General features: G+C 52.1%; 26 protein-coding genes. 18 read left to right on the top strand and 8 right to left on the bottom strand.

What is annotated here, in order from left to right:
* Window positions 1–4 precede the first annotated feature (4 nt).
* From PVA01S_RS19055 to ureG, 6 genes are all read left to right on the top strand, one after another.
* Entirely contained in the window at window positions 5–673 is a 669-nt protein-coding gene (locus tag PVA01S_RS19055) for an urease accessory protein UreF (RefSeq protein WP_127608894.1), read from the top strand.
* A gap of 30 nt (window positions 674–703) precedes the next feature.
* Window positions 704–1,054 (top strand): urease subunit gamma, encoded by a 351-nt coding sequence (locus tag PVA01S_RS27030; protein WP_054796501.1) that lies wholly within the window; start codon window positions 704–706, stop codon window positions 1,052–1,054.
* Window positions 1,055–1,069: 15 nt separating this feature from the next.
* Window positions 1,070–1,489: an urease subunit beta gene (locus tag PVA01S_RS27655; protein ID WP_412760911.1), complete on the top strand. Its 420-nt coding sequence runs from the start codon at window positions 1,070–1,072 to the stop codon at window positions 1,487–1,489.
* Window positions 1,479–3,191 carry an urease subunit alpha gene (gene ureC / locus PVA01S_RS19045; protein WP_127608893.1) on the top strand — a complete coding sequence of 571 codons (1,713 nt, stop codon included), beginning with the start codon at window positions 1,479–1,481 and terminating at the stop codon, window positions 3,189–3,191. The genes PVA01S_RS27655 and ureC overlap by 11 nt, the downstream gene beginning before the upstream one ends.
* A 36-nt stretch (window positions 3,192–3,227) precedes the next feature.
* The gene (locus tag PVA01S_RS19040) at window positions 3,228–3,848 is read left to right on the top strand and encodes an urease accessory protein UreE (protein ID WP_054799451.1); all 621 of its coding nucleotides are present in this window, start codon (window positions 3,228–3,230) and stop codon (window positions 3,846–3,848) included.
* A gap of 164 nt (window positions 3,849–4,012) precedes the next feature.
* A complete protein-coding gene (gene ureG, locus PVA01S_RS19035) occupies window positions 4,013–4,627 on the top strand; it encodes an urease accessory protein UreG (protein ID WP_127608892.1) in 615 nt (204 codons plus the stop codon).
* A gap of 42 nt (window positions 4,628–4,669) precedes the next feature.
* Here the strand turns inward: ureG and PVA01S_RS19030 are convergent, their stop codons facing one another.
* Together PVA01S_RS19030 and PVA01S_RS19025 are read right to left on the bottom strand one after the other, a co-directional pair.
* A complete protein-coding gene (locus tag PVA01S_RS19030) occupies window positions 4,670–5,614 on the bottom strand; it encodes a DNA-3-methyladenine glycosylase family protein (protein WP_244932991.1) in 945 nt (314 codons plus the stop codon).
* A gap of 321 nt (window positions 5,615–5,935) precedes the next feature.
* Window positions 5,936–6,748, bottom strand: a complete 813-nt coding sequence (locus tag PVA01S_RS19025; protein WP_127608890.1) for a helix-turn-helix domain-containing protein — start codon at window positions 6,746–6,748, stop codon at window positions 5,936–5,938.
* Between the two features lie 216 nt (window positions 6,749–6,964).
* On the opposite strand from PVA01S_RS19025, the gene PVA01S_RS19020 reads away from it, so the two are divergent.
* The 4 genes from PVA01S_RS19020 (at window position 6,965) to hmpA (ending at window position 10,719) form a co-directional block, all read left to right on the top strand.
* A complete protein-coding gene (locus PVA01S_RS19020) occupies window positions 6,965–7,414 on the top strand; it encodes an SRPBCC family protein (protein ID WP_127608889.1) in 450 nt (149 codons plus the stop codon).
* A gap of 313 nt (window positions 7,415–7,727) precedes the next feature.
* On the top strand, window positions 7,728–8,951 hold the full coding sequence (locus tag PVA01S_RS19015; RefSeq protein WP_164751894.1) for an ROK family transcriptional regulator: 1,224 nt from the start codon (window positions 7,728–7,730) through the stop codon (window positions 8,949–8,951).
* Between the two features lie 215 nt (window positions 8,952–9,166).
* Complete coding sequence (locus PVA01S_RS27755) at window positions 9,167–9,319, top strand: (2Fe-2S)-binding protein (RefSeq protein WP_127608887.1); 153 nt, start codon at window positions 9,167–9,169, stop codon at window positions 9,317–9,319.
* 140 nt (window positions 9,320–9,459) lie between these two features.
* Entirely contained in the window at window positions 9,460–10,719 is a 1,260-nt protein-coding gene (gene hmpA, locus PVA01S_RS19005) for an NO-inducible flavohemoprotein (RefSeq protein ID WP_127608886.1), read from the top strand.
* A 7-nt stretch (window positions 10,720–10,726) separates the two neighbouring features.
* On the opposite strand, the gene PVA01S_RS19000 is transcribed toward hmpA, so the two are convergent.
* Window positions 10,727–11,236: a Crp/Fnr family transcriptional regulator gene (locus PVA01S_RS19000; protein WP_127608885.1), complete on the bottom strand. Its 510-nt coding sequence runs from the start codon at window positions 11,234–11,236 to the stop codon at window positions 10,727–10,729.
* Between the two features lie 267 nt (window positions 11,237–11,503).
* Between PVA01S_RS19000 and PVA01S_RS18995 the strand changes: the two genes are divergently transcribed.
* The 7 genes from PVA01S_RS18995 (at window position 11,504) to PVA01S_RS18965 (ending at window position 16,388) form a co-directional block, all read left to right on the top strand.
* Window positions 11,504–11,866: a hypothetical protein gene (locus PVA01S_RS18995; protein ID WP_127608884.1), complete on the top strand. Its 363-nt coding sequence runs from the start codon at window positions 11,504–11,506 to the stop codon at window positions 11,864–11,866.
* Between the two features lie 23 nt (window positions 11,867–11,889).
* Window positions 11,890–12,726: an electron transfer flavoprotein subunit beta/FixA family protein gene (locus PVA01S_RS18990; RefSeq protein WP_127608883.1), complete on the top strand. Its 837-nt coding sequence runs from the start codon at window positions 11,890–11,892 to the stop codon at window positions 12,724–12,726.
* A gap of 17 nt (window positions 12,727–12,743) precedes the next feature.
* Window positions 12,744–13,865 (top strand): electron transfer flavoprotein subunit alpha/FixB family protein, encoded by a 1,122-nt coding sequence (locus PVA01S_RS18985; protein ID WP_127608882.1) that lies wholly within the window; start codon window positions 12,744–12,746, stop codon window positions 13,863–13,865.
* A complete protein-coding gene (locus PVA01S_RS18980; protein WP_127608881.1) occupies window positions 13,862–15,172 on the top strand; it encodes an FAD-dependent oxidoreductase in 1,311 nt (436 codons plus the stop codon). Before PVA01S_RS18985 ends, PVA01S_RS18980 begins: the two co-directional genes overlap by 4 nt.
* Complete coding sequence (locus PVA01S_RS18975) at window positions 15,169–15,453, top strand: ferredoxin family protein (protein ID WP_054796509.1); 285 nt, start codon at window positions 15,169–15,171, stop codon at window positions 15,451–15,453. The genes PVA01S_RS18980 and PVA01S_RS18975 overlap by 4 nt, the downstream gene beginning before the upstream one ends.
* A gap of 398 nt (window positions 15,454–15,851) precedes the next feature.
* Complete coding sequence (locus PVA01S_RS18970) at window positions 15,852–16,049, top strand: hypothetical protein (protein WP_127608880.1); 198 nt, start codon at window positions 15,852–15,854, stop codon at window positions 16,047–16,049.
* A 24-nt stretch (window positions 16,050–16,073) separates the two neighbouring features.
* Entirely contained in the window at window positions 16,074–16,388 is a 315-nt protein-coding gene (locus tag PVA01S_RS18965; protein ID WP_127608879.1) for a hypothetical protein, read from the top strand.
* On the opposite strand, the gene PVA01S_RS18960 is transcribed toward PVA01S_RS18965, so the two are convergent.
* From PVA01S_RS18960 to PVA01S_RS18940, 5 genes are all read right to left on the bottom strand, one after another.
* The gene (locus PVA01S_RS18960; protein ID WP_127608878.1) at window positions 16,389–17,114 is read right to left on the bottom strand and encodes an ABC transporter permease; all 726 of its coding nucleotides are present in this window, start codon (window positions 17,112–17,114) and stop codon (window positions 16,389–16,391) included. It abuts the gene before it with no gap.
* Between the two features lie 28 nt (window positions 17,115–17,142).
* Window positions 17,143–17,871, bottom strand: a complete 729-nt coding sequence (locus PVA01S_RS18955) for an ABC transporter permease (RefSeq protein WP_127608877.1) — start codon at window positions 17,869–17,871, stop codon at window positions 17,143–17,145.
* Window positions 17,868–18,776 carry an ABC transporter ATP-binding protein gene (locus tag PVA01S_RS18950; protein WP_054796515.1) on the bottom strand — a complete coding sequence of 303 codons (909 nt, stop codon included), beginning with the start codon at window positions 18,774–18,776 and terminating at the stop codon, window positions 17,868–17,870. The genes PVA01S_RS18955 and PVA01S_RS18950 overlap by 4 nt, the downstream gene beginning before the upstream one ends.
* Before the next feature lie 82 nt (window positions 18,777–18,858).
* Window positions 18,859–20,262 carry a HAMP domain-containing sensor histidine kinase gene (locus tag PVA01S_RS18945; RefSeq protein WP_127608876.1) on the bottom strand — a complete coding sequence of 468 codons (1,404 nt, stop codon included), beginning with the start codon at window positions 20,260–20,262 and terminating at the stop codon, window positions 18,859–18,861.
* A complete protein-coding gene (locus PVA01S_RS18940; protein ID WP_127608919.1) occupies window positions 20,259–20,978 on the bottom strand; it encodes a response regulator transcription factor in 720 nt (239 codons plus the stop codon). The genes PVA01S_RS18945 and PVA01S_RS18940 overlap by 4 nt, the downstream gene beginning before the upstream one ends.
* Before the next feature lie 438 nt (window positions 20,979–21,416).
* Here PVA01S_RS18940 and PVA01S_RS18935 point away from each other — a divergent pair.
* Window positions 21,417–21,988: FadR/GntR family transcriptional regulator (locus PVA01S_RS18935; protein WP_164751893.1), on the top strand; the 572-nt coding region annotated here is incomplete at its 3' end.

Below are 21,988 nucleotides of genomic sequence, written 5' to 3'. Positions count from 1 at the left end.
CGCTTTGCTGACCTGGCTGCAGCTTGCCGGGGGCACCTTCCCGACAGGCAGCTTTAACCATTCCTACGGTCTGGAAACTTATATACAATCGGGGCGGGTGCGCAGTGCGGCGGATGTGGAAGCGATCCTGCTCGCCTATATGGATGTGTACATCCAAACCGATCTGATTTTCGTGAAGCAGGCGTATGAGGCGATCCGCAGGAACGATACGGAGGCTATCGAAACGCTGCAGTCTTATTACTCCGCAACCAAGCCGGCCAGCGAGCTGCACGCCGCCAGTCTGAAAACGGGACGATCCCTGCTGCTCGGCGTGAGAAATCTGTATGCGAGCCAAGCGCCCGAGTCTTTCGGCCGCTTGAAAGATCCCGCGATGATGTACCATTACGCTTTGGCTTACGGTCTGGCGGCCGCCATTATGGAGCTGCCCTTTCATGAAACGGCGCAAACCTATATGTACGCGGGACTGGCCTCGCTCGTGTCCGTAGCGACGCGAATTATCCCGCTCGGGCAAAACGAATCCCAGCTGGTTTTGTTCCGGCTCGGCCGGCGGCTCTCGGAGCTGGAGATCGATGATCAAGAGCTGACGCTGGAGAAGATGAACACCTTTTCACCGGGGCTGGAAATCGCCTCTATGGCCCATGAAACCTTATATACCCGGTTGTGCATGTCTTGATAAACAAATCTGACGAGGCGGTGATGCAAGGTGCATCTTACTCCGAGGGAGAACGAGAGACTGCTTATTTATACGGCTGCCGAACTGGCAAGAAGAAGACTGAAGAACGGCATCAAGCTGAACCATCCCGAAGCAGTTGCGGTTATTTGCGACGAGCTCCTGGAGCAGGCCCGGGAAGGGAAAAAGCGTCTGGCCGACGTCATTGCGTTCGGCTCCCGGATTTTGGCTCAGGAGGAAGTGCTGGAGGGCGTGGAGCAGCTGATCCCGATGATCCAGGTGGAAGGGATGTTCCCGGACGGTTCCAAGCTGATCACGGTTCACGATCCCATCCGTTTCTCCACCCGCAAGGAAATGAACGAGACGGCATATCTGACATTGTAACGGAGGTTGCGGACGATGCATGCAGAGCGATTCGAGATCGGCGCTATGATCTACAGGGAAGAACAAATCGAGCTTCGTCCCGGACGCAGAAGAATGGATATCCGGGTCCGGCATTGCGGGGATCGTCCTATCCAGGTCGGTTCCCACTTTCACTTTTTTGAAGTGAACAAGGTGCTGGAATTCGACCGGCGGCAGGCCTTCGGCATGCATCTTGACGTGCTGTCGGGGACGGCGGTCCGCTTCGAGCCGGGCGAGGAGAAGGATGTCAGGCTGGTAGCTTACGGCGGTGCGCAAAAGCTGATCGGCTTTAACGGATTGACGATGGGCGACCTGAACGACGAAGCGGTCAAGGAGGCCGCATACGGGCGTGCCGAAGGCCGGGGTTACATCAAGGAATGCCGGGACGACGGACAAGGGGGACGCCATGCGGATTAGCAGAAAGCATTACGGGGAGCTTTTCGGGCCGACGGCCGGGGACAAGCTGCGGCTGGCGGATACGGACCTGTGGATCGAAATCGAAAAGGATTACAACGCTCCCCATTATGGGGACGAAGCCGTATTCGGGGGCGGCAAGACGCTGCGCGACGGCATGGGGCAGTCGAGCATACCGAATGCCGAAGGAGCGCTCGACTTTGTCATTACCAATGTCATCGTGATGGACCCGATACTCGGCATCGTCAAGGGCGATATCGGGATCAAGGAAGGGAAAATCGTCGGCATCGGCAAAGCCGGCAATCCGAACACGATGGACATTACGCCGGGACTGATCGTCGGACCCGGTACCGATATCATTTCGGCCGATCCGGGCATGATCGCCACGCCGGGCGGCATCGATACGCATGTGCATTTCGATTCCGCGCAGCTCGTCGCGGAAGCTTTAAGCAGCGGCATTACGACGATGATCGGGGGCGGCACAGGGCCGAAGACGGTGGGCATCGAGGCGCCGGGGGCGTTCAATATCCAGCGGATGATCGCCGCTTTCGAAGCGTTTCCGATGAATATGGGCATGCTCGGCAAAGGCAACGCCAGCGAGAAAGCGGCGCTGATCGAGCAGATCGAAGGCGGCGCGATCGGCCTGAAAATTCACGAGGACTGGGGCAGTACGCTGGCCGTTATCGATACCTGCCTGCAGGTGGCCGACGAGCTGGACTTTCAGGTGCAGATCCATACGGATACGTTAAACGAATCCGGGTTTGTCGACGATACGCTGGAGGCCATCGGCGGCCGAACGATTCACGCCTACCATGTGGAAGGGGCGGGAGGCGGCCACGCGCCCGACATCCTGAAAGTAGTCGGCTATCCGCACGTGATTCCGTCCTCCACCAATCCGACCAACCCGTTCACCGTCAACACAGTCGATGAGCATCAGGACATGATCATGGTCTGCCATCATTTGAATCCGGCAGTGCCGGAGGATGTGGCCTTCGCCGATTCGCGGGTTCGCGAGGAGACGATAGCGGCCGAAGACGTGCTCCACGATATGGGCGCGATCAGCATTATGGGCTCCGACTCCCAGGGAATGGGGCGGATCGGGGAAACCGTCCTGCGCGTCTGGCAGCTGGCCTCGAAGATGAAGCGTCAGCGCGGGCCGCTGCCGGAGGAGCAGGGGGAGAACGATAACTTTCGGGTTCTCCGCTATTTGGCCAAGTATACGATCAACCCGGCCACGGTGTTCGGCGTGCAGGATTACGTCGGCTCGCTGGAGCCGGGGAAGCTGGCCGATATCGTACTGTGGCGGCATACGTTTTTCGGCGCCAAGCCGGAGACGATTATCAAGGGAGGCTTTATCGCCTGGTCGACGATGGGTGAGGCGAACGGTTCGCTGATGACCTGCCAGCCGATTCTGTATCGTCCGCAGTACGGCGCTTTCGGCGGCAATCCGAACAGCCTCTCGTATATTTTCGTGAACCGGGCCGCTTTGGATAAAGGCATCGCGCAGAAGCTCCCGGCTTCGGCGGGCAAGTTCGTGCCGGTTAAGAACACCCGGAATCTCGGCAAAAAGGATATGGTGCGCAACGATTATTGCCCGAATATCACCGTCGACCCCGAGCTGTACCGCGTGGAGATCGACGGGGAGCCGGTAACCTGCGAGCCGCTGGAAGAGGTTCCGCTGAGCAAGTTGTATTTTATTCGATGACATTGATTTCGACGAGCAGAAAAGAGGCGGACATCCATGATATGTACCGAAATATTGGGCAATTCCTTTGAGCTGGAGCTGGCGCAGGATAACGAAGAATTGTACGGATTCGAGATCGTGGCGTTGACGTGGGATGAATGCGCCAAGCGTATCCTGCGCAAGAATACCGATCTCGGCAAAGTGATCGGCATCTCCCTTCCGCTGCAAACGACGCTGCGGCACGGTGATATTTTATTCCGCGATGAGGAGCATACGGTGCTTGTTTTCGTTCAGCCCTGCGAGGTTCTGGTTATTTTCGCCGAATCGGTGCGGGAGCTGGGGACGCTTGCCTACGAGCTCGGAAACCGCCATCTGCCGCTGCAGGTTACCGAGAAGGGCGAGATCGTCGTCCTTCCGGACGATCCGACGGAGGCGCTGCTGACCAAGCTGGGCGCCCGCTATGAAAGGCAGAGCCGACGGTTCCAGCCGATTCCCAAGGGCGGCGGACACCATCACCACGATGATCGCACGGGCCACGGCAGCAGTCATGGACACAGTCACACGCATGCAGCCAGCCATGGTCACAGCCACCATCACGATCACAGTCATGCAGCCGGCCACGATCATGATCACGATCATCATCGAAACCGTGAAAACGGGCTTCGCGTAGGTTTCTGACGTGCAGGCGGCGCGGGTTTGGCCGAAAAAACAGCGGCCGAGAGGTGACATCGGTGCAGGGCTGCGGCAGCCGCAGGCTTTCCGCGGGAAAGCCGCTTCGTAAGCTTGCGCTGCCCGTACCCGAGGTTTGTTCACCTCAATTTCCACACAGGAGGAGTTAGCATATGGGTTATATACGAGTCGGAATCGCCGGACCGGTCGGTTCGGGAAAAACAGCGCTTGCCGAGAAGCTGGCCCGTCATATGTCCGGGCAGTACAGCATGGCGGTCGTAACCAACGATATTTATACGAAAGAGGACGCGGAATTTCTGGTGCGCAGCGGTGTTTTGCCGGCCGAGCGTATTGTCGGCGTAGAGACGGGCGGCTGTCCGCATACGGCTATCCGCGAGGATGCATCGATGAATCTGGAAGCCATCGACGGTCTTGTCCGACGTTTCCCGGATGTGGAGATCATCCTGGTGGAAAGCGGCGGGGACAACCTGTCGGCGATCTTCAGCCCGGAGCTGGTGGACGCCTTCATCTATGTGATCGATGTGGCCGAAGGCGACAAAATCCCCCGCAAAGGCGGCCCGGGCATCACCCGGTCGGATCTGCTGGTCATCAACAAAACCGATTTGGCCCCTTATGTAGGCGCCGATCTGTCGGTCATGGACCGCGATTCGCGGAAAATGAGGGGAGAGCGTCCCTATATTTTTACGAACCTGAAAAGCGAGGAAGGATTAGAGCAGGTCATCGCGTGGATTCAAAAAGAGGTGCTGCTGGAGGATTTGGCGGGCTAGGCCGAAGCCCGGCGGCGCCCGGCGTTTCAAGATGGGCTTATCCTAATAAAGAAACCTCCACAAGTAAAACGTGGCATAGGACTCCCAATTCGTCCATCCGGAGGACAGCTTCAAAATTTCATCCTTCGTCGGTTTCTTCTCCGTCCCCAGTAGAAATTTGATGGCATTATGCAAGCCGACATCGTCAATCGGAAAGGCGGAAGGCATCCGAAGGCAGCGCATGAGTACATAATTGGCCGTCCATGGACCGATGCCTCGAATGGCGACAAGCTTTTTTTCGACCTTTTTGATGTCGCCTGCGTCGATCAGCATGTCACGGGTCAGCTGCCCTTCCGCCATCAGCTTGGCCACGCCGATCAAGTATTCGCATTTCTTGACCGTCATGCGCAGTACATCGAGATCTTCCACCGTTAGAGCTGCAATAACCTGCGGGGTGGGGAATATCCAGTAGGTTTCCCCTTCGCACTCCACGCGTCGGCCAAAATTCTCGACAAGCCTCCTTTTCAGCGTGTACGCATAGGTCAGGTTGATTTGCTGTCCGATGATTCCCCAGCTGATCGCCTCGAACAAATCGGGAATGCCGACATTGCGCAGGCCGTAGAAGCGCTCCACCGCTTGTTTCAAGAGCCTATCGCGGCGCGCCATGCCGTAGAACGGAAGCAGATCCGTATCCAGATCAAACCAGTCCCTGACATAACGTGCGACCGCGGCCCGGACCCTCTGCTCCTTCGGGATCGTATCCCCCAAAAAACGGATGAGGATCGCACCGTCCTGATCCGCGCTTATTTCAACTACGGGCGTTTCCTGTTCCACCGGAATCGCTTTATACAGTCGCCGATCTTTCGTGTGAAACAAGCACTCGTTCGAGGCAGCCGCCAAATAGTTCAGATTTTCATCGAAGCTGAACTCGTTCGGCACGTGCAGCTTTAACTCACAGCCGTTATCTTCCCGGCAGCCTTGAGGCAAGCCGGCATCATGATGTTCCAATGCAATCCCCCATTCAACTCGGTATGCTCCCCCTTCTAGTTGTAACATAAAAAAGCAATTTCATAATTTCGTTATCTTGCTGTTCCATTCGGGCATACACCAGCCAAGGAGCTATTACGCTCTACAGATAAAGCCGTCGCGGATATCGGAATAAGCGTGGGGCTGCACAATACTCCCTATTTCGTAACCTTATTTAAAAAGAAAACCAGCATTAGGCAGCAAAATGGCACTGGATGATGCGGAAAAAATGTTTGCGAAGTAACCCGCTCTTTGAGCGGGTTTTTCCGTGTTGCGCGCGCTGCGCTGTACGCTATAAAAGCATCAGGTCGATGCTGTACGCTGCCTGACATACTCCTCCGGAGTCATACCGATGGTGGCTTTGAAATCTTTGATAAAATGCGATTGGTCGTGATAGCCGAGATCCATCGACAGCTTCGCCCAGTCGTGGTTTGGATGAAGATCCATCGTTTCTGCCGCATTTTGGAGCCGGTAAAGTTGAATGACCCATTTCGGGCTGACTCCGACATATTGATCGAAGAGGCGCTGCAGCGTTCTTTTGTTAAGACTGAACGCGGTACAAATGTGATCTACTTTAGTCATATCCCGTTCTTCGATGATCCGGTCGATGATTTGATTAATCAGCGTGATATGGGGATCCTTATCCGGAAGTTTCGGCCGAATAAAACGCTCGGCATGTTCGACCATCTTGGCTTCATCTTCCTGAGAAAGAATGGCGCTCTCTAACGTTTGGGCATCTACGTCTAACACGCTGCCGACGTCCATGGGATGTTGGGATAACCTCGACGCCGGTTGTTTAATAAACGGATAAAATCCGCCCGGCTTGAATTTCACGCCTAACACGCACCCTTTTCCCTGGATGAGATAGGAGTACTTACTTTTTGCGGCGCCGTAGAAGGCTGTCCGATTCGGTTCGATCACCAAATTCACACAAGGATTCGGGACGACATCTTGCAAATACGGCTCCTGCCCTGTTAAATCCCAGCTGACGATCCAGAAGTGCTTGACGAAAAAACCAAGATCGCCGGAGGGCGCATAACGGGAAAGCTGGAATTTTTTTTCGCCTCCATTTAAATGCAATACGCCCATACTGGGCTTTGGGACATTTGAAATCACTTTCAGTCACTCCAGTCCATTGTTTTCGGGAAGAGGGTTCCGCCAGGATGAAGGGTTTATCCGGTTGAGTTATGCCGGTCGGTTCTCTTGTCGCGTTTTTACAATACTTGCAGCCAGTACGCAACTATAATCATCTTAGCACATATGAGCTGCCTATAGGCGGAACCGCGGACAAGACCAGGTAGGATCAGTTCAAATCACGAAGGAGTGGACAATGTGGAACTCAAATACGAATTTTATATCGATGCACAGCCCGAGGACGTATGGAACACGTTGGTGTCCCCGGAAGGAACGCGCAAAACCTTTTTCGGCAGCGTGATCAGGTCAACGTTCAAGGCAGGCGATGCCTTGGAGTATGTAGGTCCGGGCAACGATGGCGACGAAACCGTTCATGTATATGGCACGTTATTGGCTTACGAACCTCATCAAACGCTAAGTTTTATCGAACATCCCGGTCCGTCCTACTTTCCGAACCATGCAGAGCTTGAGTCTAGGGTAACGTTTACGCTGGAAACGGTGGGCCAATGTACCAAACTGACGTTGGTCAATGACCAGTGGTCAGCGAATCATCCTTCTTATCCTAATGCTCAATCGCATTGGTGGATGATCCTCAGCAACATCAAGACTTTTACCGAGACCGGAAGGACGCTGGACTTTGGTTGGTAAAGGAATATAACAGAACGCCGGTTTCCAAACAGGGAAACCGGCGTTCTGTTGTTAGGGGTCCGCAAGCGGGTTGCCAGGGTCTTCGCTGCTGTTTAGAAGGAGCCGAATGGCACCGTTTGCGGTCCTATAAGAACATCTTGACGTTCTGACCATAAACTGGTAATATCCACTTGGTATTGTGTGAGCAAAGCTTGATCGTTTGTAATCATGTTTTCCATTTATTAGAATACATATAGGCAGGCTTCGTTAATCCGATTGAATAAATCGGATTAATTGTCTATTTTCCGTATTATGAATGAAAGTGGTGATTGAATTGCATTCCGTAACAGCTCGCGTTCTTCAAATCATTAGAAGATCTAAAGATCCGCTATCCAAAACAGACATTGCTGCGGAATCAGGTCTATCCTTGTCGGCCGTTAACGATCATATTGAACGCTTGATCAGCGACAAATTAATCATCATTTCAGAGATCGGAAATTCGAGCGGAGGACGCAAACCACGGCTGTACGCTCTGAATAAAGACGCCGGGCATGTCATTTCTATTGAACTCGGGGCTTCCAGCGTACAGTTTGCCATCTGCGATTTCGACTGTAATCTGAAGTTCTCCGACCGTGCTTCCATCGAGCTTGGTCAAGGTCCGGATGAAGTCCTGGAACAAATCTACAGGCGGATCAGCTCATTAATGGAAATGAACCGGATCTCTAAGACTTCGATTAAAGGGATTGGTATCGGTATTCCAAGTCCTGTAGAGTTTATTTCCGGTCTGCCTATTTCTCCGCCGATTATGCCTGGATGGGACAGGTATCCCATCCGCGACTTTTGGGCTAAATATTTTGACTGCCCGTGTTATGTCGATAACGACGTTAATATTATGGCCTTGGGCGAGCATGCTAAAGGGTTGAACTTTGAAGTCGATAATCTGATTTATATCAAGATTGGATCGGGAATCGGCGCCGGTATCATCAGTCACGGGCAGTTATACCGCGGCTCCAACGGAAGCGCAGGGGATATCGGCCATATTGACGTTGGCAGCGATGTGTTATGCTGGTGCGGAAACCGCGGCTGTCTGGAAGCTATCGCGGGAGGGAAAGCACTGACCGCAAAGGCGAAAGAGCTGGCTTCTTCCGGACACAGTTCGTTCCTTATGGAAACGCTTAAAGAAAAGAACGACATTACGCTTAAAGATATAAGAGCCGCCATTCAACAGCCCGATCCCTTGTCCGTGGAATTAATTCGTGACAGCGGCGCGACGATTGGACGCGTTATCGCATCGTTAGTGAACTTCTTTAATCCATCCTTAATTTCGATCGGCGGCAGCGTGTCCGAGTTTGGGGATATTTTCCTCGCCTCGTTAAGACAGGGGGTATACCAGCGGTCGCTTCCGCTCGCCACGCGCGATCTTCGTATCAATAAGTCGACACTCGGGAGGCCGGCCGGGCTCATCGGCGGAGCGTTTATGACCATCAGCCAATTGATCGTCAACAGCACGGACAGTGATACGGATACCGTCCTGGAACGGAAACAAAGTCACCTGTGAACCCGTCTGTGATCTTAAGCCTGAAGCTGAGAATCCTTGTATGCAGGGTTCTCGGCTTTTTCATTTGGCCGCAGGTCGCTCAAGCGGGCTGGCCTTGCGATTGCACGTCGGTGATGGATAGGATGCTGCAGCCGGGAGAGCCCCGGGCTATGAATTGTATGTCTTTCTGTATATAATGAGAATAATTCTCAATATATACAGAAAGGCTGATCCCAATGAATAACGTCAAACACCTCGCAAGATTTGACAGCCCGAAATGCATAGTCCCGGCTTCAGATCAACCGATCCGCATTCGGAAAACCTGCTGCTATTATTATATGATTTCCGACCATGAGAGCTATTGTCCCTCCTGTCCGAAAGTAAATTAAGGCCCTGCGGCAGGGCGGCAGGCGTCTTGCGGGTCCGTCACAGAACCTTGCGTATTCCTGTGACTCTAATCACACGGGCGGTACATCCTTTTGTTTATACTTGGTTCATATCAAGCAAACGCGAAAGCGAGGAGATCATCATGCTGCGTGTGGAAACGATTGAAACCATTAAATCGACGGTACCCGTGTTGGAGGTTCATGGGAAGGAGATTACCAAGCGCTTCTATCAAATGATGTTTACCCATCATCCTGAGCTGCTGAACGTATTTAATCACGCCAATCAGAAGCAGGGCAGACAGCAAACTGCACTTGCCAACGCGGTGTATGCCGCGGCCGCCAATATAGACAAACTGGAGGCCATCCTTCCGGTCGTCAAGCAGATTGCACATAAGCATCGCAGTCTGGGTGTGAAAGCCGAGCATTATCCGATCGTCGGGCAGTATTTGCTCGCTGCGATCAAGGACGTACTGGGCGATGCGGCAACCGACGACATCTTACAGGCCTGGGCGGAGGCTTACGGCGTAATAGCCGACGTCTTCATGGGCATAGAGGCGGAGATGTACGAGAATGCCGAACGTCAGGAGGGCGGCTGGCCATCCTTCCGGGCGTTTCGGGTGGAGCGTAAAGTGAAGGAAAGCGAAGTGATCACTTCTTTTTACTTGGTGCCGGACGATGGTAAGGCGATCGCGGCCTTTGAACCGGGGCAATATGTGAGTGTAAAGATAGAAATTCCCGGGGAGTCCCATACCCATATCCGTCAGTACAGCCTCTCGGGAGCGCCGGGGCGCCCTTATTACCGGATTTCCGTGAAACGGGAGGATGCGATAGAGGGGCGGCCTGCAGGGAAGGTGTCCGTTTACTTGCATGAGCAGATCGAGGAAGGCGAGATTCTTTGGCTTTCTGCGCCGGCCGGTGAGTTTACGCTGGATCGTACCGATACGCGGCCTGTTGTTCTGATTAGCGGCGGGGTCGGGTTGACGCCGATGATCAGCATGCTTGACACGCTGGTGGAAACGGATCCGAAGCGCCAGGTGACGTTCATCCATGCCGCCCGGAACGGGAATGTACACGCGATGAAGGCGCATGTGGAGGAAATCGCCGCCCAACACCCGCAGGTGTCGGTGTCTTGGTGCTATGAACAACCGACCGAACTCGATAAAGCGGAGGGCGCTTTCCAGAAGGAAGGATTTATCGATTTGCCCTGGCTGCAAACCGTCATACCGACCCGCGATGCCAGCTTCTATTTCTGCGGTCCCGTTCCGTTCATGAAAGCGTTGAACCGCGCGCTGAAGGACTGGGGGATTATGGCGTCGGATATTCATTATGAGTTTTTCGGTCCGGCCGGCGATCTGGAACAGCCCTCCGAAACGGGTGAGGCCGAAGTCAGCCGTCAGCGATAACGACCGATTAATTATCGGAGCTGGATTGAGCGCGCAGCAGCCGGTTCACCGTTTCACGGCGAAGGCCGATGAACTGGCCGATCTCGTCCTGCGTCAGCAGCTGGGTTAAGGAGGCGGGCGCAGCATAGGAGCGGAGCCATATTTGAAGCTTCCTGAGCCTCTCGGCGGGAGCGACTTCGGTTAATTGGTCGATCCGCTGCTGCATCATTCGAAGCTTCTCCTGCAGCTGCAAGGCGATGCTGCGGCATCGATCCGGGCTGCGCTCCAATTCCCGATACCATTCCGCCGCAGACAACACTTCGATCTCGCTTGTCATCAGTGCAATCGCCGTTCCATAGTACGGATTCGGGCTAATGAGAGAATGGTGCGGAATGACTTCATTCGGCACGATAATATTCACTAAGATCGTTGTACCGTCTTCGTGAACGCGAACAATTTTCAGCAGTCCGTTCTTCAGGTGATAAAGCGGTCCCGTTTCACCCTGACGAAATAAGGTTTCGCCCTTATGCAGAATCATAATATCCTCCCTAAATGACGAAGCGAAAGCCATTCCCACCAGGCGTTCGCTTTGTTTCATTATAGCATAGTTCGAAAGTCAGCTCCCTCCTACGATACCCCTGCATGTTTTGAAATCCGCGAAAATACGAGAGGCGGACAGGGAAATATTTGTGAAAGTCGGCATATGATATAACAGAACATGCAATATTTGTTGCGCCAAGGCTTGAAAACGCTTAAACATCAACTTGTTTGAACTCCACCATGAGACTCATGAGGGGGCGGCCTGATGTTCCATTATTTTAATCTTGTGGACCTGTTCCCAAGACCCGCGCTTCCTATAGGACAGCAGGATAAGCATGAGCTGGAAGATATGTACACCTCCAAAGAGGGAAAGTCCATCAGGTTCACACACTGGCTGGTCGTATTGTTGTGGTATGCGGAGCAAGAGACTAACGGCTGGAAGGTCATGGTATTCCCGGTATCGGAGGAGAGGGTGTTCTGGACGGTGCCCCCGCTGTTTCATACGCTGGCGCCCTCCTCCTTCGAGAAAGCTTGGAAACTGTCCGAGGCTATACAAGCAAGCTGTCAGAGCGATCAGCTCACTTTGAAGTTCGTCCATCCGTATTGGGACAATTGGGCTGCAATCTAAGTTACCGTCAAGGAGGCAAGGGCATGCTCCACCTTATCGTTTGCATCAAGCAGGTCCCCGATAGCCGCGAAATCCGCATAGATCCTGTGAACAACACGTTAATCCGGCAGGGCGTTCCGAGTATCGTCAATTTTTACGATTTGCACGGGCTTGAAGAGGCGCTGCGCATCAAGGATGAGCATGGCGCCAGGGTTACAGTCGTCACCATGGGGCCGCCTCCGGCTGAGAAATCGCTCAAGGAATGCATTTCCCTGGGGGCCGATGAAGCGGTGCTTGTGACCGACCGTAAATTTGCCGGCGCGGATACGCTGGCGACCTCCTACGTGCTGGCCAAAACGATTGAAAAGGTAGAGCAGGAATGGGGGAAGGCGGATATTATTTTTTGCGGAAAGCAGACGTTGGACGGCGATACCGGACAGGTTGGCCCCGGCATTGCTTGCCGCCTGGATGTGGAGCAGCTTACGTATGTCGGCAAAGTGTCCGAAGTAGACCCTGCGGCGCGCAAAGTAACCGTGCACCGGTATTTGGAGGACGGCACCGAGGTGGTTCAGTCTGCCATGCCCGTGCTTGTCACCGCGTTGAAGGAGCTGAACACCATCCGCAGAGCTTCGCTGCCGGGGATGATCCGGGCTGCCCGATATAAGCCGACCGTATGGACAACGGCCGATTTTCCGGATTTGGAAGTGGCCAAGATTGGGCTGAAGGGGTCGCCAACGATCGTAAGTAAAACCTGGGTGCCCGAACTTCGCAAGATTAACGGGCAAGTCATAGGCGGCGATAAGCCGGAACAAATCTCAGAAGAGCTCATAGAGAAATTGTGGGGAAGCGATCTGCCGGAAAGATTAGGCTGGACTTCATAAAAAAGGAGGAGAAGCCGGTGTGCGCACGAAAAGAGACGGAACCAGCACCCGATTGGTCCGATTACCGGGGCGTGTTTGTTTATGTGGAACAGCGTGGAGGGGAAGCGAAGAAAGTTTCCTGGCAGCTGCTGGGCGAGGGGAAACGGCTCGCCAATAAGCTTGACGTCGATCTGATAGCGCTTGTTATCGGGGATGAAGTGGAGCATTTGGCCAGAGAAGCGATTTATTACGGAGCGGACAAAGTGTTCTTGTGCGAGGCGCCGGAGCTCAAAGCTTATCGAACCAGGCCGTACAGCCGGATTGCGATGAAGGTCATCGGCGAGGCCAAGCCTGAGATATGCTTGTTCGGGGCTACGGGCACCGGCCGGGATTTGGCTGGAGCCATCGCGACGCACCTGCCTACCGGCTTGACGGCCGATACGACCGAATTGGATGTCGAACCGCCGCCTTCCCGGCTCCTGCTGGCAAGCCGGCCGGCTTTCTCGGAGAAGATGATGGCGACTATTCTGTGCAAGCAATATCGCCCCCAGATGGCTACAGCCCGTGCCGGCGTGTTTCTGGCCTTGCCGCGCGACGTGTCCCGGCAAGGGGAAATCGTTCGGGTGGCAAATGGGATGAGCGAAGAACAAATGGCCACACAAGTGCTCGATTTCATTCAAGGGCAAGCAACGCTGAATTTGGAAGAAGCGGAGATCATTGTCGCCGGCGGCCGGGGATTAGGGGGGCCGGAGCCTTTCGCCATGCTGAAGGAACTGGCCGATGCTCTGGGAGGCGTAGTGGGCGCGTCGCGGGCGGCCGTTGACGCCGGCTGGATCAAGCATGCGCATCAGGTCGGACAAACCGGCTGTACGGTGAGGCCTAAGCTGTACTTTGCCATAGGCATTTCCGGGGCGGTTCAGCATACGGTGGGGATGTCGGGTTCGGAGGTGATCGTGGCGATTAATAAAGACCCGGAGGCGCCGATTTTTCAAACCGCTCATTACCGGATCGTCGGCGATTTGTTCAAAATCGTACCTGCCCTTACGGAGCAAGTGAAGAAGAAGCGGGCGGCGGGCATGCCTGGTAAAGCGGATCAGACCGGTTCTGCCAGCGTGAAACCGGAAGAAGCCTTGTTGTCGGAAAGGGGCGAGGGACGATGAATGAAAAGTTTGACGCGGTGGTCGTCGGCGCAGGTCCGGCCGGCGCGGCGGCGGCCTTGACGATGGCCAGGGCCGGTCTTTCGGTTGTTCTGCTGGAGCGGGGCGAGTTTCCCGGGGCGAAAAATATTTTTGGCGGCGTCTTGTACAGAAAAATGTTAGAGGATCTGATCCCCGAGTTTTGGACGGAAAAAGGGTTTCCGATGGAGCGACAAATCGTGGAACAGCGGATTTGGATGATGAGTAAACAATCCGTCGTCACGTTCGGGCACCGGAATGAAGCTTACAAAGAGCCGTTCAACTGTTTTACCGGACTGCGGGTCAAGTTCGATCAATGGTTTGCCGACAAGGCGGTGCAGGCCGGGGCTATCCCGGTTTACCAGACGGTCGCAACCGAGTTCCTGAAGGAAGGAGACCGGGTTGTCGGAGTCAAGACGGACCGGGCCGACGGGAATCTTTACGCCGATGTCGTGGTCATCGCCGATGGGGTCAACTCGCTGCTCGGCAAATCGCTCGGCATCCATAAGGAATGGCGGCCCGATGAGGTGTCTCTGGCGGTGAAGGAAGTGATCGCCCTTCCCAGGGAGAAGATCGAAGACCGGTTTCAGGTGGAAGGGGACGAAGGGGTTACGATCGAGTTTATGGGCGAAACGTCACTGGGGATGGCCGGGCTGGGATTTTTGTATACCAACAAGGAGACGCTCTCCCTGGGCGTCGGGGTCATGGTCGATCAGCTGCGGGAGAAACGGATCAAGCCCTATGCCCTGCTGGAAGCGGCCAAACAGCACCCGATGATCCGCAAATTAATCCAGGGGGGAGAAGTCTTGGAATATTCGGGACATCTGATCCCCGAAGGCGGATACCATTCCATTCCGCCTCTGTCCGGAGACGGCTGGTGTATCGTCGGCGATGCCGCGCAGCTGATTAATTTCGTACATCGGGAAGGTACGAACCTCGCGATGACCTCGGGGCGGTTAGCGGGCGAAGCCATTGTCCAGGCCAGGGAGAAAGGCGACTATTCACGAGATACGCTAAAGGCATACGATGACAAGATCAGGAGCTCTTTCCTCGAGAAGGATCTGAAAAAATACAAAGGCATGCATCAGTTCCTGAAAGAGCAAGACCCGGAGCTGCTGTTCGACAAGCTGCCGCAGGCTCTGAATGAAGCCGCCTATCACATGTTTCTGGTGGATGGCGTATCCAAGGCGGATAAGCAAAAGCTAGCCGTTAAATTAATCAAAGATGCTGCCGGCGGAACGATGAATTTGATGAAATTAGGCTATAAAAGCTGGAGGGCGATGAATGGATGAGCGATTCCATATCCGACAAATTGTTTACGATCCGCTTCAAATGCGATGATGTGTCCCATTTGATCATCAAGGAGCACGCGAACTGTCTGCAATGCGTGAAGAAAGATTGCAATTATTTTTGTCCGGCCGATGTGTATGAATGGGAGAAGAAGCAAAAGATGACGACGGTCGCTTATGAAAACTGCATCGAATGCGGCACCTGTCGTATCGCCTGTCCTTACGACAACATTGAATGGGTTTATCCCAAGGGGGGACACGGCATCACCTACAAATTTGGCTGACCGCAGCGAGATCGTCATGGACTTGCACAATCAAATACGTGGACAAATAGGGACGGAACAAAAGCCGAAGGAGCAGTTTCCCGCTGCTTCTTTGGTTTTTGTTCCGTTGTTTTTTGACGCATGGCTTATCCTGTAACGGGGTGACAGCAGATTGTTGCTCTGTCTGAATTTCGTGTTTGCGTTTTCCACCTCCATATCAGGGCTATTCTTATCGATTTATTTGTGGAGATTAACGGAGAGTTGGATCGTCAACGGTTTGTTTCATATTTCGATGTTCGTCTTTGTCGTGGTTGGATTTATTGCCGGAGGCTGGGTATCCAAACAAAAGGACCGAAGAAACGTTTCGCGCCCAAACCCTTCTTTTTGCTTTCATTTTTAAAAGGAGTCTAAAACAGCGAATGTGGATCAGCCATTTTTTGGGCTGGCTCATCATGGGATTAAGAGAAGGAGTGATCCTGTTGTTTCCTCCTATTCTTCTTTATCACATCGTACAAAAAGAAAGCACGGTTGGTTTGTTAACCGTACTGTTTGGAGTCGTGAGTATTTTATCGAATCACTGGTTAGGCCGTTTTGGGAAAAAAGAAAACTATCACTAGTATACATTGGGAGCTGCAATCGGTTTGGTAGTCACGACAGGGGTGCTCATGTATGAAATCAGCATGGTCACCCTCTTGATCTTCATGATTGGAAATGCTTTTTTTAGCCATATGTATTTATTAATGTCCAGTCTGCCTAATAGCGGGAAAAAATTAAAGACGGAGCTGATCGTTACCCGTCAAATATTTTTATCCATCGGCCGCATAGTTCCCATCGTCTTTTTTATGCTGTTTGCTGATGGAATGGATTATCATCTGGTTGCCTGGATATCGATGATTACGGCTGTTACCCAGTTGGTGCTTTATTACGGAATCGTGCAAAAAAATGTCAAATTGTGATTACATAACATCTTTCTTCCTAAAGTGAATCAAGCCCGCGCCCAGACTGAGCAAGAAGAGCAGCAGGGAGCTGGAGAACATGGCCGGGCTCCCATGAAATTGGTTTAGCGTACCGTTAAGGGAAGCGACCATCGGGTACGTCCAGGGGTCGAATATCCAATATTTAGAGTTGGCCACAAGCAGGTTGGGCAGCGATAATCCCGCGGCGATTGCCAAAGGAATGCCCACTTGGGCGAACGTGACGCTCAACCAATATTGAATGGACATGATGGGCATAGCGGCCGCAAAAGCGAGAAGCATAGGGAGAAAAATCCGGTCATAAGGAATAGGTCCTTCCGCCTGAACGATGAATCCGCCCAATAGGATGCAGACGCACAGCATGCCTATGCTTAGGAACGTTAAAAAAACACCGATGGCAAATTTCATCAAATAGAAGGGCGCTCTGCCGATGGGCAAAGCTAAACACTGCTTCCAGCCATTATGGCTGTGTTCGATGCGCGCCATCATGACCATAAGCACAGCAATGAACAGGGGCAGCATAAGCGACGAATAAAAAATAAAGCTTTGTTCAATAAGGACGGTCCAGGCATCCCGCGTCCAAATTTGCTTATACCTCATGAAGTTGGCCGTGCCTTGCGCTGAAATCAATACGGGCGTAAGCAGAACGAGCCACATCAATTTGGAGTGTCTTAATTTGCTCCATTCCGCCCTCAATAAGTGGGTCATTGAACCCCATCTCCTCTCATTCTCTCATTCACATCATGTCTTTGGATTGAAACTCCAGCATTCCCAGCGCAATGCCTCCGATGCCAAATCCTAACCCGCTAATCAGTGCAATGTTCTGATTGGTGTCCAGGAGCGGCAGCGCAGCAAGAGCGGAGGCATATGGCATGTACTGCGTCATTTCGGATTGCGCCAAAAAGAGTGCGCAAACACTTCCTGTAATGCCGATAGCGACTGGAATCATCGTATTTTTACATTTGGAACTAAGCCAGTGCTGTATGCTGGAGATACCCAGACCGGATACGAATAAGTACAGCCCGTACTCGCCGTAAAGAAGGATAGGAAACCGCTCCGGAAATCCGAAGATCAGCCCCGTAACCCATATCCCCGCCAGGAAGACAAGGATGGACATGCCGGTCAGCAGGATCAGAAGGAACCATTTGGTCAAATAAATGTGGGAACGTGCAACCGGCATACTGAGCAGCTGCTTCCATACATCGTCTTGAAACTCGCAGAAGTGGATCATAGCCGCGAGCAGGGTCACGCCGATGGGGAAGAAAAAAGACCATAAGAAAAAGATTTCGCGCATGGCAATTTCCCAGGACGTCATGGGAGCGAACTTCATCATAAGATAGTCGTAACGCAGAAACAAATTAACAAACAGCAATAGAACGACAAGCAGAGGGCCTGCTGTTGAAAGAATCCATACCATTTTCTTTTGTTTCTGACATTCGGACAAAAAAATAGCGCCCCATTTCACCAGCTTTCGCCCCCTCTTGTCATGTTCAAGAAAATATCTTCCAGCGATTCCTTGCTTTCGCTGAGATGAGATACCCGAAAGCCGGCCAGCACCAAATCCTGATTAATCGTGGAAATCCGTTCGCTCGGGGCGTCGATAAGCAAATGATCCCCATCCCGTTTCAAGGTGTAGCCAAGCCTGGACAACAAGGCGGCCGATTCTTCAACCGGCGCTGCGGCGACCCGGATGCCTGAATACCCTTTGCTCCTTAATTCGCTTAAGGAACCTTGAAATAGCAATTCACCCTTGTAAATAATGCCGACTTCGCTTGCCATAAGCTCGATTTCTTTTAAAATATGGCTGGAAACAAGCACTGTAATTCCTTGTTCAACAGGCAAGCGGGTTATCAATTCCCGGATTTCCTGGATACCGGCCGGATCCAAGCCGTTCGTAGGTTCATCTAATATCAGGAGCTCCGGATTGCCTAGCAAGGCCTGAGCGATGCCCAATCTTTGCTTCATCCCCAGCGAATAGGTCTTTACCTTCTTGTGCTGCCATTCCTGCAAGCGAACAATACCCAACACATGCCCGATATCACGTTTGGCTGCTCCGCGCAGCTTACGCACGATCTCCAAATTTTCGTATCCGCTAAGATGACCGTAGTAGGATGGAGATTCTACCATGGAACCGACCTTGTTCAAAATTTCCAGGCGGTGCTTCCGAACATCCTTGCCGAATATAGAGATCGTTCCTTGTGTTGGCTGAATCAAGCCTAATAGCATGCGAATGGTAGTCGTTTTGCCTGCGCCGTTCGGGCCCAGGAAACCGTACACGCCACCGCGCTTCACCTTCAAATCAATGCCTTTCACTGGATAAAAGGACTTGAACGACTTGGATAAATGCTTCGTTTCCACTAAGAAACTCAAAAAAAATCACGCTCCCTGTAGATATCGTACAGAGAGCATGATACGAGTTGGCGTTTAAGGCTGCTTTTAGCTTACCTTAAATCTAGCTTAATTGTTTGGGCAAACGTACGTTCAGGAGGGTGCCGCTGCCTGTATGGCTTTGTACGCCGATGGTACCGTGATGGGCCTCAATAATTTGCTTGGCAATGGCTAACCCGAGGCCGCTTCCTTCGTGATCCATCGTATTCGTACCTCTGTAATACCGCTCGAACAATCGGCTAATTTCTTGCTCCTGGATACCGTTGCCGGTATCCCTGATCTGAACAAACACTTCTCTGTCGGTAGATTGAATCTGAATGCGTACCTGGGCCGGGTACGGATTATGAATCAGCGCATTGCTAATCAGATTTTGAAAGGCGCGTCGCAGCTGCTTGGAGTCGCAGGCCAGGAATACGGGCGGGCCGTCCTTTTCAATCAGGATAGTCCTTGATTGAAATCGGGGATGGTTTAGCAAGAGTGTTTGCAGTCCTTCCAGCAATTGAACGATATTTTCTTCCTGCTTGTGGATCGGAAGGGTCTGATTTTTTAATTGAAACGTAAGCTTGAAATCTTGAAGCAGCTCCTCCATATACGCCGCTTGCCGGACGATGACCTTGGCGAATCCGATTTGTTCCCGTCGTTCCAAATCGTACTCCTCATCGGCAAGCAATTCCGAATAGCCTTTAATGGAAGACAAGGGCGTCTTCATGTCATGCGAAAGATTGGATACCCACTCTTCTCGAAGCTGGTCCGTTACTTTCCTGTGTTCGGCGAGGAAATGGAGCGTTTGCGACAAATGGTTGAGGCTGAGATACACGTTTTTATATAAACCCTTCGGCTTCAGGTTTACCTGATAGCGGCCTTCCGCCAGCTGCTTGATGCTTCCGATGATTAACCATACCGGGTTCGACAACCACCTGGAAAATAAATAACCTACGAGCACAATGGCGGCGATGGCTGTTCCCATAAATAAGAGCAGGCCCTTGTGCCACATCGTGAAAAACTGTTCGGGACCGAAGTAAAACGTGAATTTCGAGATGGCCATTTCGGGAAACCCGATCAGATAGCTCCAATGGTAACCTTCTCGTTCGGTTCGCCCGGTAAACACCGTATATCCTCCTACGGAAAATTTATTCATGAAAACAATTTCACTAGGCGAATAGTGGCTCTGAGCGTGACCCGGCAAGTTGTAATGATAAGCTTCCGACCCATTCGTATCGAGGATTTGAATCCACGCTTGTTTTGAATCGAGCAGTTGCATGCCTTCGTCTGTCACATAGGGCAGGTGATCCCGAAACGCGATCTGACTTTCAAAATCAAGGACCAGCCGTTCGACACCCTGCAAGGTACGGTTGCCGCTGAAAAAAGGATTGAAGACAAAGTGCACGGCGGCTATGATGAGGATGACAAGAAGGATGGCCAGGGTGGAGATAGCCGTTAAAAATTGAAATATAATTTTCCACTTCATCGGCTTTCATCCTGCGGAAGCAATTTATAGCCAAGCCCTCTTACGGTTAGGATCAGCCTTGGATTCGCCGGGTCGTGTTCAAGCTTTTCGCGCAAATGATGAATGTGTACCATGACCGTATTGTCGTAACCGCTTAGCAGACTTTCTCCCCATACCGCTTCATACAATTCCGATTTGTTAAAAATGCGGGAGGGGTGCTTGGCCAAATAAACGAGAAGCTGGAATTCCTTCGCCGTCAATGGAACAAGGGCGCCATCTTTCCGCACTTCGCCCCTTTGCTCGTCGATCTGGACATTCCCGAAGACGCAAGGCTCCCGCTCAGACTGCCTGGAGTAGACGAGGCTTCTGCGGAGATGCGCTTTAATCCGATACGCAACTTCCTTTGGGCTGAAAGGCTTGGTGATATAATCGTCTCCGCCTAAAGCAAGGCCCACAATTTTATCGGTGTCGTCGTCTCTGGCGGACAAAAAGAAGATGGGGCATAAAGAAAATTGGCGTATTTGTTTACAGAGCGTAAACCCGTCCATGTCAGGGAGCATCACATCCAAAATAATCGCATCCGGCTTAACCTCCCGGCAGCGCTCAATTGCCGATATTCCCGAATATGCGTGATAGATATGCAGGAACCCTTCTTTCAACAGGACCGTTTCCAATAAATTAACGATATCGGGCTCATCGTCAACAATCATGATTTTTAACGGTTTGAGATTAACCATTTCCACTGAAATTGTAAGCCTCCTCAATCTGCAGCTTGCCTTTCGGGTGACAGGAATATATGACCATTATAAGAACTAGTACATGCATGTACAATTTTATTTGATTTCATCATAGACGAAGCCCGATGATCCAGTCCTCATAATTGTCATAAAAAGGGAATAAAATGGAGCGAGGGCTCCTGTTGTTGCGCTGAAAGTCAGATGATATGATACTCTTACATGCAGGTCGGTTTAAGGAGTTTCGCACTATGGATAATTTATTTTGTAAGCGGATTCTCGATAGCTTGCGATGGCGGGAGTTACAATTCATCAGAGTTATGGTATATAATATCACATGTAGATTGGATAGGACGACATATATAGTTATCTATGTAAAATAAGTGAAAACTTAGAAAAAAGATGCGGATACGGAAGGTTAACCGGCAGGAGGTGAACGAAGTGACAGCGGTCAATAAAAACCATCGCATGTTTGAACAAGTATTGCACCAATTCCGCGAGTATATTTCTTCGCGCAATTTGGCGGCAGGAGATAAGTTGATGACGGAACGTGAGATGGCGGCCTATTTGCAGGTGAGCAGATCTTCGGTGCGGGAAGCTTTACGGATCCTTGAAATGTTCGACGTCATTTATTCCAAACCGGGAGAGGGTACCATTCTTAAAACCCCCCATATCCCTAAAATATTGACGACGATGCTCCAATTTTTCACGATTCCTACGGAAACATCCATTGAATTGCTGGAATCGAGGAAGGTTCTTGAGGGCGGCGTTGCAAAGCTGGCGGCCAAACGCAGAAAAGAAGCTGATATCCGGCTGCTGCAAAATGCGGTGGAGCGTATGCGTTCGGCCAGTGATTTGCAGGCTCAAATCCAGGCGGACCTGGATTTCCATCTATTCCTTGCGAAAGCTGCCTACAATAATACGTTATCGGATATTTTGGTGCTCGTCTCCGATTTGGTAACGCCGAATCTGTACACCACACGTTTACAGACACAAGAGATCGCTGGAGTTAA

Origin of the sequence: Paenibacillus validus NBRC 15382, assembly GCF_004000985.1 — a bacterium.
Lineage (GTDB): Bacteria > Bacillota > Bacilli > Paenibacillales > NBRC-103111 > Paenibacillus_G > Paenibacillus_G validus.
This window is presented reverse-complemented; position numbering and strand designations above follow the sequence as displayed.

What these genes read in the sequence shown, in the direction of transcription:
- PVA01S_RS27655 (WP_412760911.1), top strand. Translation starts at nt 1,070, where the DNA reads ATGCATGCAGAGCGATTCGAGATCGGCGCTATGATCTACAGGGAAGAA.
- ureC (WP_127608893.1), top strand. Translation starts at nt 1,479, where the DNA reads ATGCGGATTAGCAGAAAGCATTACGGGGAGCTTTTCGGGCCGACGGCC.
- PVA01S_RS19040 (WP_054799451.1), top strand. Translation starts at nt 3,228, where the DNA reads ATGATATGTACCGAAATATTGGGCAATTCCTTTGAGCTGGAGCTGGCG.
- ureG (WP_127608892.1), top strand. Translation starts at nt 4,013, where the DNA reads ATGGGTTATATACGAGTCGGAATCGCCGGACCGGTCGGTTCGGGAAAA.
- PVA01S_RS27755 (WP_127608887.1), top strand. Translation starts at nt 9,167, where the DNA reads ATGAATAACGTCAAACACCTCGCAAGATTTGACAGCCCGAAATGCATA.
- hmpA (WP_127608886.1), top strand. Translation starts at nt 9,460, where the DNA reads ATGCTGCGTGTGGAAACGATTGAAACCATTAAATCGACGGTACCCGTG.
- PVA01S_RS19000 (WP_127608885.1), bottom strand. Translation starts at nt 11,236, where the DNA reads ATGATTCTGCATAAGGGCGAAACCTTATTTCGTCAGGGTGAAACGGGA.
- PVA01S_RS18995 (WP_127608884.1), top strand. Translation starts at nt 11,504, where the DNA reads ATGTTCCATTATTTTAATCTTGTGGACCTGTTCCCAAGACCCGCGCTT.
- PVA01S_RS18990 (WP_127608883.1), top strand. Translation starts at nt 11,890, where the DNA reads ATGCTCCACCTTATCGTTTGCATCAAGCAGGTCCCCGATAGCCGCGAA.
- PVA01S_RS18980 (WP_127608881.1), top strand. Translation starts at nt 13,862, where the DNA reads ATGAATGAAAAGTTTGACGCGGTGGTCGTCGGCGCAGGTCCGGCCGGC.
- PVA01S_RS18975 (WP_054796509.1), top strand. Translation starts at nt 15,169, where the DNA reads ATGAGCGATTCCATATCCGACAAATTGTTTACGATCCGCTTCAAATGC.
- PVA01S_RS18970 (WP_127608880.1), top strand. Translation starts at nt 15,852, where the DNA reads ATGTGGATCAGCCATTTTTTGGGCTGGCTCATCATGGGATTAAGAGAA.
- PVA01S_RS18960 (WP_127608878.1), bottom strand. Translation starts at nt 17,114, where the DNA reads ATGACCCACTTATTGAGGGCGGAATGGAGCAAATTAAGACACTCCAAA.
- PVA01S_RS18945 (WP_127608876.1), bottom strand. Translation starts at nt 20,262, where the DNA reads ATGAAGTGGAAAATTATATTTCAATTTTTAACGGCTATCTCCACCCTG.
- PVA01S_RS18940 (WP_127608919.1), bottom strand. Translation starts at nt 20,978, where the DNA reads ATGGTTAATCTCAAACCGTTAAAAATCATGATTGTTGACGATGAGCCC.